Annotated in this window: 9 protein-coding genes, 1 tRNA gene and 1 pseudogene; 6 read left to right on the top strand and 5 right to left on the bottom strand. The window is 66.0% G+C overall.

What is annotated here, in order from left to right:
• Positions 1-69: 69 nt before the first annotated feature.
• The 3 genes and pseudogenes from K2Y56_RS05565 to K2Y56_RS05555 all read right to left on the bottom strand — a co-directional run.
• Positions 70-189 (bottom strand): annotated as a pseudogene (locus tag K2Y56_RS05565) (transposase); the annotation flags it as partial.
• A 515-nt stretch (positions 190-704) separates the two neighbouring features.
• Positions 705-1,784 (bottom strand): tartrate dehydrogenase, encoded by a 1,080-nt coding sequence (locus K2Y56_RS05560; protein WP_292505920.1) that lies wholly within the window; start codon positions 1,782-1,784, stop codon positions 705-707.
• 92 nt (positions 1,785-1,876) lie between these two features.
• The gene (locus K2Y56_RS05555) at positions 1,877-3,616 is read right to left on the bottom strand and encodes a chloride channel protein (RefSeq protein ID WP_292505939.1); all 1,740 of its coding nucleotides are present in this window, start codon (positions 3,614-3,616) and stop codon (positions 1,877-1,879) included.
• A 251-nt stretch (positions 3,617-3,867) separates the two neighbouring features.
• Between K2Y56_RS05555 and K2Y56_RS05550 the strand changes: the two genes are divergently transcribed.
• Positions 3,868-3,944 (top strand) — tRNA-His (locus K2Y56_RS05550).
• A 33-nt stretch (positions 3,945-3,977) separates the two neighbouring features.
• On the opposite strand, the gene K2Y56_RS05545 is transcribed toward K2Y56_RS05550, so the two are convergent.
• Complete coding sequence (locus K2Y56_RS05545) at positions 3,978-4,427, bottom strand: hypothetical protein (protein ID WP_292505918.1); 450 nt, start codon at positions 4,425-4,427, stop codon at positions 3,978-3,980.
• Between the two features lie 179 nt (positions 4,428-4,606).
• Between K2Y56_RS05545 and K2Y56_RS05540 the strand changes: the two genes are divergently transcribed.
• The 5 genes from K2Y56_RS05540 to K2Y56_RS05520 all read left to right on the top strand — a co-directional run bounded on the left by K2Y56_RS05540 (position 4,607) and on the right by K2Y56_RS05520 (position 9,520).
• Positions 4,607-5,755, top strand: a complete 1,149-nt coding sequence (locus tag K2Y56_RS05540; RefSeq protein WP_292505917.1) for a transglycosylase SLT domain-containing protein — start codon at positions 4,607-4,609, stop codon at positions 5,753-5,755.
• Between the two features lie 375 nt (positions 5,756-6,130).
• Entirely contained in the window at positions 6,131-6,682 is a 552-nt protein-coding gene (locus K2Y56_RS05535; RefSeq protein ID WP_366848314.1) for a response regulator, read from the top strand.
• Between the two features lie 225 nt (positions 6,683-6,907).
• Complete coding sequence (locus tag K2Y56_RS05530; protein ID WP_292505915.1) at positions 6,908-7,828, top strand: transglutaminase family protein; 921 nt, start codon at positions 6,908-6,910, stop codon at positions 7,826-7,828.
• 61 nt (positions 7,829-7,889) lie between these two features.
• Positions 7,890-8,696: a transglutaminase family protein gene (locus tag K2Y56_RS05525; protein ID WP_292505914.1), complete on the top strand. Its 807-nt coding sequence runs from the start codon at positions 7,890-7,892 to the stop codon at positions 8,694-8,696.
• Between the two features lie 146 nt (positions 8,697-8,842).
• A complete protein-coding gene (locus K2Y56_RS05520) occupies positions 8,843-9,520 on the top strand; it encodes a L,D-transpeptidase (protein ID WP_292505912.1) in 678 nt (225 codons plus the stop codon).
• Positions 9,521-9,598: 78 nt separating this feature from the next.
• Here the strand turns inward: K2Y56_RS05520 and K2Y56_RS05515 are convergent, their stop codons facing one another.
• On the bottom strand, positions 9,599-9,907 hold the full coding sequence (locus tag K2Y56_RS05515) for a hypothetical protein (protein ID WP_292505935.1): 309 nt from the start codon (positions 9,905-9,907) through the stop codon (positions 9,599-9,601).
• Positions 9,908-10,115 lie beyond the last annotated feature (208 nt).

Below are 10,115 nucleotides of genomic sequence, written 5' to 3'. Positions count from 1 at the left end.
GCCGCTCAAAGCGACGTCGGTGGCCGCATAGGTATTGTCGACGTCGGATATGGCGAGCGTAGCAACCACCGCGCCGGACAGCGGGCGCTTGAGGAAGGCGTTCACCCGCTCATCGATGTCCTTGCACAGCTTCGACACGGAGGACTTCGAGATGCCCGACAGCCCCATGGCCTGCACCAGGTCGTCCACGCGCGCCGCCCCGCATGCCCGCACCGCCCGCAGCGCCACCGCCGGCCTCGCCGCCACCGCCGCGCATGCCGGCTCCTCCGCCTCCACTGCCCGCGGCGCCTGCCGCGCCACCACCGGCCGCTCCACCGCCTGCTGCTCCACCGGCACCGCCGCCTCCGCCGCCTGCACCACCACCGCCTGGTCCGCCCTGGGCGACCGCCATTGAGACGCCCGCGACGAGAAGGGCAGCCGCCATCGTGCTTCGCAAGAGCTTATTCATGTCGCCAGATCCACTGCAAATGTTGATCGACGACGCCCAAGGGCGCCGACGCGCTGCCGAAACGAGATCGACGGCAAAACCGTTCCGTCCGGCTGCCCTTCATCTTTGCGAAGACGTTTATGACGGCGGGATCATCATGGTGGAAGCTTGAACGGCTAAGGTCTTGGTTCGGCGACGGCGATGAGATCGAGGTGGGCGGATCGGTGCAGGCGCATCCCGTCGCGGGCCGCTCACCGGTCATCTCGGCAGGGTCGGCTCACCCCAGTGCCGCGTGGACCGCCCGTCCGCAGGTGACAGTGTCGGCTCGGCCGCCGAGGTCACCGGTTCGCGTGGCTTCGTCCACGAGCACCCGTTCGATCGCCCTGACGATCGCTGCGGCCGCCTCGGTCTCTCCCAGGTGTTCCAGCATCATCGCCCCTGACCAGATCTGGCCGATGGGGTTGGCGATGCCCTTGCCGGCGATGTCCGGGGCCGAGCCATGGACGGGCTCGAACAGGGAAGGAAAGCGTCGCTCCGGGTTGATGTTGCCGGAGGGCGCGATGCCGATGGTGCCGGTGCAGGCCGGGCCGAGATCGGACAGGATGTCTCCGAACAGGTTGGAGGCCACCACCACGTCGAAGCGGTCGGGATTCAGGACGAACTGCGCGGTCAGGATATCGATGTGGTACTGGTCCCAGCGCACCTCGGGATAGGCTTGCGAGACCGCCTTCACTCGCTCGTCCCAGTACGGCATGGTGATCGAGATGCCGTTCGACTTCGTGGCCGAGGTCAGGTGACGCTTAGGTCGGCTCTGCGCGAGGTCGAAGGCGAAGCGCAGCACCCGGTCGGTGCCGTACCGCGTGAAGATCGATTCCTGGACGGCGAACTCGCGGTCGGTGCCCGGAAACATCCGGCCGCCGGCATTGGAATACTCGCCCTCGGTATTCTCGCGAACCACCCAGAAATCGATGTCGCCCGGCTTCCGGCCGGCCAGGGGACAGGGCACGCCGGGCATCAGCCGGACCGGACGCAGGTTGACGTATTGATCGAACTCGCGCCGGAACTGAATCAGCGAGCCCCATAGCGAGATGTGGTCGGGCACCTGGTCGGGCATGCCGACGGCGCCGAAGAAGATCGCGTCGTGGCCGCCGATCCGCTCCTTCCAATCCTCCGGCATCATCCGGCCGTGGGCGGCATAGTAGTCGCAGGAGGCGAAATCGAACTCGTCGAGGTCGAGGCTGAAGCCGTAGATTTCGGCTGCCCGTTGCAGCACCCGAATCCCCTCCGGCATCACTTCCTTGCCGATCCCGTCGCCGGGAATGACTGCGATGCGATGTCGGCGCGAGGCTTGGTTCATGGCGATGTCCTTCGAGGATTTTCCTTGGTGAGAGGATCTGAGGCGATGAGCCGGCGAGGTCAATCAACCCTGCCGTTCAAGACGAAGCGGCACTAAACCGCCTCGCCCACCATCGCCCGCCGCTGCCTGTCGAGTTCCTCGCTGTAGCGCTTGAGCGTGTGTCTCTCGGTCAGGAGGCCGACCACCCGGCGGGTGTCGCGCGAATCGACGACGGCGAGCGCCTCGCTCTCGTGGCGGTCGAACGCGGCTGCCGCCGCCTTGGCGTTCATCTCGGGGATCAGGAAGGCATCGGGGTAGCGGATCACCTCGGCGAGATCCGGCGTTTGATCGGGGTCGGCCCGGGCAGCTGCATGGGCTTCGGGAACCAGAACGATGCCGGCATAGCGCCCTTCCCCATCGACGATGACCACCCGCGACGGCGAGCCGAGCGGGTGGGCGGCGAGGAACTCGGGCATCGGCGTCGCGATGCCGACCGTGCCGACGTCACGCCGCATCAGCGCCGCGACGGTGAGATTGCGAATCCAGCCGATGTCGTGGGCGCTGCGGATGCTCTCCCCTCGCAGGTGGAAGCGCCAGGTGGCGAATGAGTAGCCGAAGGTCTTCCGGACCGTCAGCGACGAGGCGATCACCGCCACGAGGACGAGGCCGGTGATCGGGAAGCTCCCGGTCAGTTCGAGCGCCAGGAACGTCATGGTGAGCGGGCCGCCGATCACCGCCACGGCGAGTGCGCTCATCCCCACGACGCCATAGGCGAGCGGCGTCAGTCCGAAGGCGGTCAGGCCTGGCAAGGCGTCGGGGATGGCGGCGGCGAAGATCTTGCCCGCCAGGGCTCCGAGGAACAACGACGCGAAGAACAGGCCGCCGCGAAAGCCGCAGCCGATCGAGATCGCCGAGGCGGTGGCCTTGCCGGCGAACAAGACGGCCAGGGCAAGGATCCCCATGGCCGGCGTGTCCGGCTCGAACTGCAGATGCAGGGCGCCATGACCCCCCGAGAGGATCTGCGGCGTCACCGCCAGCGCGAGACCCCCGACGCAGAAGCCGCCTATCATCGGTGCGAGGGCCGGATGCACCCGGCTCGCCCGGACGCCAGCCTCCACCAGGGTGACGCCGCGCATGATCGCGATGCCAAGACCGGCGCAGACCAGGCCGAGGGCGAGGCTCGGCAGTGTGTCGATTGCCGTGATAGCGCCGCTGGCGAAGGCTTCCGGCTGGGCTGCGGCGACGAGCGCCGGCTGAGCCGCAAGCGATTTGGCGACGAGGCTGCCGCACAGGGCCGCGACGACCACGGGCGTGAGCAGGGCGATCGAATAGGTCCCGACGATGAGCTCGAAGGCGTAGAAGGCTCCCGTCAGGGGGGCGCCGAAGGCGGCCGCGATGGCGGCGGCCGAGCCGCAGCCGACGAGGGTGCGCAGGTCGGATCGTCTCAGCTCGAAGGCGAGGCCGAGCCGCGAGGCGAAGCCGGCGCAGAGTTGGGTATAGCCGGCCTCCAGGCCGACGGAGGCGCCGCTTCCGTTGGATAGGACGTTCTGCAGCGCGACCACGGTCGAGTCGCGTATCGACATCCTTCCACCATGGAGAGCGTTGGCCTCGATCGGATCGATCATCGGACGACGCGGACGGGTACTGCGTCGGCCGAGCCAGAGCAGCAGCAACCCGACGACGGCACCGCCGAAGGCAGGCCCAAGGACGATGTGGAACGGATCGAGGCCAGTCGTCGCGCTCAGCCTTGTGCCTGACGGCAGGTGAAAGAGCATCTCCCTCAGCATCTGAGCCGCGACGCTCATCCCCGCCACCGCTGCCCCGGCGCCGCAGCCAACGAGGCCTGCGAGCATGACGAGGCCGATCTCACCCCCACGGACAAGCGCGCGAAGGCGCGCCGGCACCTGCACGAGACCGATGATGGAAGGGCGGGGAGGCGGCACGGGACGTTTCATCCAACCAAAGGGGCTGGCAAGCCGTTATGTACCGGGCAAGGCAGTCTGAGGCAGCGAGGAACCGCAGCCCTCCCGTCGAGCGCATGCACGGCGATGACGCGGCCCCCGCTTGAAATGCCGGCGAGGCCAGGATACATCGCGCCTTCAGTGCCGCCGTAGCTCAGTTGGTTAGAGCACCAGATTGTGGATCTGGGGGTCCCCCGTTCGAGCCGGGGCGGTGGTACCATCATCACTCTCGAATATCTGGGGCGACCTGCGCTCACGTCGTACGGCGCGAGGGGATGAAATCTCTGTCCGTCAGGCTGGTTGCGAGAAAGGCCACGAGGCCGAGATGCAGCGCGGCCGCCGCCAGGCCCGGGACCTGAACTCGCCACAGGGCGAGCGTTCCGAACGCCATCAGTGCCGGCGCGCAAACGTAGACGGTGGTCCGCCAGATCGGGGCAGACCGTCCCAGCCTCCAGGCACCCGCCCACAGTGCCGCGATGAGTAGCCCGCCCTTCAGGGCGGCCATGAACCGGATAAGCCGGACCAGATCCGGGTCGATCTCGCCGACAGAGGCCGCCGGAAGAACGGCAGCGACGCCGGCTCCCGCGATCACGCCAATCGCCAGCAACGAGCGGGCGGCCGTCGAAGCTTCAAGCCCCTGCGGGACCCTTGGCTCACCGATCGCGGTCGACCCTGCGATCAGTCGTTCCACCGTGACGTCCATGGCGATCCTCGCGATCCTCGCCGCTCAACTGTGCTCAACACGCGGAGATCCGCAACCGGCAAGTCGTTCGGCGATGCCACGCCATTGCCACAACCGCAGCCGTGTTGTCGCCACAAGTGTCGACGCATGTCTCCTCAACGCAAGGCGCCGCCACGGAATCGGGGAGCTTCGAGTCGCAGATGCAGGGTCGCACAGTCGGATCGCTACGGACGTACTCTTCCAGCCGTCATCCTGCTGGCATCGCCGGCTCCGCCGAGCGATGCCGCGACGCCATCACGGTGTCGAACCGGGTCGGTCGCGAGCATGGCAGCCGACCTGCCCTGGCAAGGTCACTCATCGCGATGTCCCTGCTGGCCGCTGGCCTCGGCGCCCTCGTGGTCCGTGGTGGCGACCTCTCCGCCGTGGGGATCGGGCCTGCCGTGGCCTCTTCCTCGGTGAGCGCACCGCTGCCGATGCCCAAACCTCGCGTCCAAATCGCCAGCCCGGCGGTTCTCGCTGCCGCGCCCGCCATCCTTACGGCTGCCACCGCCTTCGCCCCGGTTCACGACCTCGACACGGAGGTCGGCTCCAATGCCGTCGATCGCGTCTCCTACGACTATCTTCTCACCGAGAGCGCGATCGGCGATCCCAACGACATCCTCGAATTCGGCCCGATGAAGATCCGGCGCCACCTCGTCCAGAAGATCGTCCGCGCAGCCAAGGAAGTACAGACCGATCCGGTTCTGCTGATGGCCGTGGCCGACAAAGAATCGAGCTTCATCACCGAGGTTCAGGCCAAGACCTCTTCGGCGACTGGGCTGTACCAATTCATCGAACGCACGTGGCTCGGCGTTGTCCGCGACTTCGGGGCAAAGTACGGCCTCGCGCAGGACGCCGCCCTCATCCTCTCCGGCGACAACGGTCGGCCAAGCGTCGCCGACCCAGCCGAGCGCAGCCGTATCCTCGAATTGCGCCGGGATCCCTACCTGTCAGCCCTGATGGCCGGCGAGATGCTGAAGCGCGACGCCGCCAGGATCGCGCTTCGGATCGGGCGCGAACTCTCCCTCGGCGAGGTCTATCTCGCCCACTTCCTGGGGCCCGACGACGCCGAGGAGTTCTTGGCCAAGGTCGTCGACAAGCCCAAGGCCGCCGCGGCTCAGATGCTGCCGGGACCTGCGCGTGCGAACCGCTCGATCTTCTTCGCTGCACAGCGCGGACGCAAGAAGGCGGTCAGCTTGTCGGTGGCCCAGGTCCACGAGAAGTTCGAGACCATGATGAGCACTCGCGGAGCGCGCTACCGTGACGTGCGCACTGTTGCTGGCGTCTTGGCCTATGCCGAGGCCGAATGATCCTCACTGTTGTGAACGGCTGCACCTAGAATTTTCGCAACCGATGAGGGCTCAGAGCTTTAACGTGGGACTGCGCTAGATCGTCTGTCCGGACAGTGGCTTCCACTTTTCGAAGAGGGCGACTCAGGAGCATCGTCCGTAAGCGCCGGACCTGTCCGACGTCATTGGCCGATGATCCGGGGCAGCGATGGAGTGGCTTACCGCGTCGAGGGGAATGACGACTTGGTTGATCCAAAAGACATAACGTCGGGTCCTACCTCGTTCGGACGTAGCCTCCTCTCGGCCGATCGTGAAGCGTCCCCGACCATCGTCCATGCGCGGAAGGACGCGACCAGTCTTCCTTCCCCACCACGAGGCCTCGGCGTCGACAACAGCCTGAACCCAGGCCTTTCACTGGACCGTATCGGGCAGGCTCTGGCAGCCTTCTACGACGATCTCGTCGCGGAGGGCGTGCCGGAGCACCTGGCAGCACTGGTCCGTCAGGTGAAGCCCTCGGCATCAGATGCCCACACGCTCGAGGTGCCACCGGGCACCGCTGGCTTGCACAAATCCGGGCGTCTCGCCCTCATCGTCGAGGACGAGGCCGCAACGCGGGCCTTAGCCGAATCTCTCTTCGAGCCGACTGATCTCGATGCCGTCGGCTGCGACAGTGCGGAGGCCGCTCTCGACATTCTCCGCGAACGCGGCGCCGACGTGGCTCTCGTCTTCGCAGACGTGCGGCTTGCCGGTGCCATGGACGGCCTGCAACTCGCCAAAGCGGTTTCGACCCTGTGGCCGCGGTGCAGGATGGTGGTGACTTCCGGTCGGGCGATCGCCCGCCCCGGCGATCTCCCGTCCGAAGCCGTCTTCATTCCAAAGCCCTGGAGCCCGCACGAACTCCTGGTGGAGGCGGAGCGGGCCGTCGAGCCCAAGCCTATCCTTCCCTGACGCCTGCTGGGGTCGGGTTGCCGTCGTCCACCGGGCACGCATTCGTTCCTTCGAGGTCGGTCGAGCCCTTTCCGAGTGCTGGAACAGGCCAACGGCTTGGCCGTTTGCAGGGCGTGACCTCGATCTCCTACGATCGAGCAGGGGCATGTCGGATGCGTCCGGGCTCACCTCTTGCATTCACTGAGAACCCAAGAGGCCGCGGATAGCCGCGGCGGAGCCTCATCCGTGCCCATCCTGTCCGTCCGTCACATCACCACTTACCGCTACCGCCAGCCAGTTGGTTTCGGCGAGCACCGCATCATGTTTCGGCCTCGCGACAGCTATGACCAGCGCCTGATCGCTGCCACTCTTTCGATCACGCCGGAACCCCAGGGCCTGCGTTGGCTGCACGACGTCTTCGGCAACTGCGTCGCCGTAGCGAACTTTTCCGGACGCGCGTCATCGCTCCGCTTCGAATGCGCGATCACCCTCGACCACACTCCCGAATTGGTGCCCGATTTCGCGATGGCGCCCCACGCCGTCTTCTATCCGTTCGGCTACGGGGCCGACGACATGCCGGACCTGATACGTTCGATCGAGCGCCAGCATCCCGATCCGCGTAACGAGGTCGATGCCTGGGCGCGCAGCTTCGTACCGCCCGAGGGACGGATATCCACGCAGGATCTTCTTGCCGACATGACCCGCTTCGTGCGGCGCAACTTCGCCTATCTCGCCCGCTCCGAGAAAGGCGTACAGGACCCTGTGACGACTCTCCGCCTGAAGCGTGGGAGCTGCCGCGACTTCGCGGTGCTGATGATGGAGGCCGTTCGGGCCCTCGGCATGGCTGCCCGTTTCGTCTCGGGCTACCTTTATAATCCTCGCGGCGACCGCGAGCGCCATGTCGGCGGCGGCTCGACCCATGCATGGGTCCAGGTCTACCTGCCCGGCGCCGGCTGGGTCGAGTTCGATCCGACCAACGGCATCGTCGGCAACCGCGACCTGATCCGGGTCGCCGTCGCCCGCGACCCGCGACAAGCGGTGCCACTCCATGGTTCGTTCTTCGGGTTCCCGGCCGACGACCTCGGCATGACCGTGGAGGTCGACGTCGTCGAAATCGATGCACCCGGTGCCGAGATGCGCGGACCGGATCCTATGGTGTCGCGATGAGTGCGGCCGGTTCCCGCCTAGTCCGGCCTATGCTGTTGAATTCAGGATGCAGGTGAAAGCGATGAAGATCAGGACGGGGTTCGACATTGCCTTCGAGTCGGTTCAGCCGACGCCGATGATCCTCGAACTCAGCGTGCATCCGAGCCGGATGCCCGATGTGCTGACGCCACACGAGATCAGGTTCGACCCCCCGATCCCATGGCAGGAATACCGTGACGTCTACGACAACATTTGCACCCGCATCGTCACGCCCCCGGGCCTCTTGACGATATCGGCGGATTTCACGGTCCAGGATTCGGGACTTCCAGATGCCCACGCGCCGAATGCGAGGCAATTCGAGGTTCAGGACCTGCCGCAGGACGTTCTCGTCTATCTGCTCGGCAGCCGCTACTGCGATACCGACAAGCTGTCCGAAACGGCGTGGTCGCTGTTCGGCGGTACGCCGTTGGGTTGGGCACGGGTGCAAGCGATCGTCGATTATGTCCACGACCGCATCCGCTTCGACTATCTCTGCGCGGACGCCACGCGCACTGCGTGGGACGGCTTCATGCAGCGGCAGGGTGTGTGCCGCGACTTCGCCCACCTCGCCGTCGCGTTCTGCCGGTGCATGAATATACCGGCGCGCTATTGCACAGGCTATCTCGGGGATATCGGCGTCCCTAAGGTACCCGATCCCATGGATTTCTCGGCTTGGTTCGAAGTCTATCTCGAGGGCGGATGGTATACCTTTGATGCCCGGCACAACGTGCCGCGCGTCGGCCGCATCCTGATGGGGCGAGGACGAGATGCCACCGATGTCGCGATCACGACCAATTTCGGCTACGCCCATCTCGCCCGCTTTGAGGTGCATACCGATGAGGTGACATAACGAGGCTCGGTGGCATCGCTGACCCTGGAAAACCAGGGTCGGCGTCGATCTCTGTAGAAGTGTGAGGAAACACAACAGAGGATGGAACCAGAGGCCTATGCCCACGCTTGTAAGGCAAAGGTTACTGCACAGATAAGGGTTCCATCATGAAGACGTTGGCTACGGCCCTTGCGGGCGTTCTCGGTGTCTGTGTTTTTGCGGCCGGCCCTGTTGCGGCTGCCCCCTACGATCCCTTCGAGACCAGTGCCGGCGAGGAATATTATTCCGAACCGGCTTACGATCCGTACGGTGCCCCTCGCCGGGAGCAGGGTTACGGCGGACAGGGTTACTCGACGCAAGGTTACGGCGTTCAGGCCCAGGGTGCTCCGCAGGCCCAGGTTGCTCCGATCCCGCGCGAGATCGTGTCATTCAATGCGGGCTACAAGCCTGGCACCATCGTCGTCTCGACGGCTGAGCGGCGTCTCTATTTCGTGCTGCCGGGCGGGGAAGCGATCCGCTACGGCGTCGGCGTCGGCCGTCCCGGCTTCACGTGGTCGGGCACGAAGACCGTGACGGCGAAGAAAGAGTGGCCGTCTTGGACGCCTCCGGCAGCGATGCTCGCGCGCCGTCCCGATCTGCCCCGCTACATGGCTGGTGGTGTCGAGAATCCGCTCGGAGCGCGCGCGATGTATATCGGCACTACCGAGTATCGTATCCACGGCTCGAACGAGCCTGACACGATCGGCCAGGCTGTCTCATCGGGCTGTATCCGCATGACGAACGAGGATGTCACGGACCTCTATGAGCGCGTGCGAGTCGGCGCCAAGGTCGTCGTCCTGAACTGATCGATTGAAGGTCCGGACGGAGAAGGCCGCACCATCCGTCGATGGTGCGGCCTTCCTGCGTTGTCAGTCTGCCAGACCTCAGGGGACGACCCGGCCGACAGCGGTCTGCGGGCGGCTGAACGATGCGATCGGCATGTCGCAGAAGCAGCGGGCACCGAGTGGACGCGGACCGGGCAAGGGGCAGGAGAACGGCTGCAGGCCGCTGATCCCCGATTGCACGGCGTCGCAGTTCAACCCGGTGGATCGTCCGGGCGGCGGGCCGCGTCGGACGCGGTCGTCCGCGTAAGGACGGCGCGGCGGCGGCCGATCATCGTAATCGTCGTAGTAGCTTGGCGGCGGACGGTCGTAGCCGCCATAATACTGCGCGCTGGCGCCGTGTGATCCCATCGCACCGGCGAGGATCAGGGCGCTGAGGCCGATTCGGTAGGCAAGGCGCATGGCTCTTTTCGCCCTCGGGACATCCTGGCCGGACCGCGCACCATGCGCGTGGCCGTCGGCGGCGGTAGGACGTGCTCGTGCCGGAAACAAGGCAGCCGAGCGCGCAGACATCGCCGTGCAAAAGAAAACGGCCCGCCACGAGAGCGGGCCGTGTCAG

This window comes from Methylobacterium sp. (assembly GCF_019745455.1).
In the GTDB taxonomy this organism is placed as follows: domain Bacteria; phylum Pseudomonadota; class Alphaproteobacteria; order Rhizobiales; family Beijerinckiaceae; genus Methylobacterium.
The sequence above is the reverse complement of the archived record's forward strand: the minus strand, read 5'-3'. Positions and strand labels throughout refer to the sequence as shown.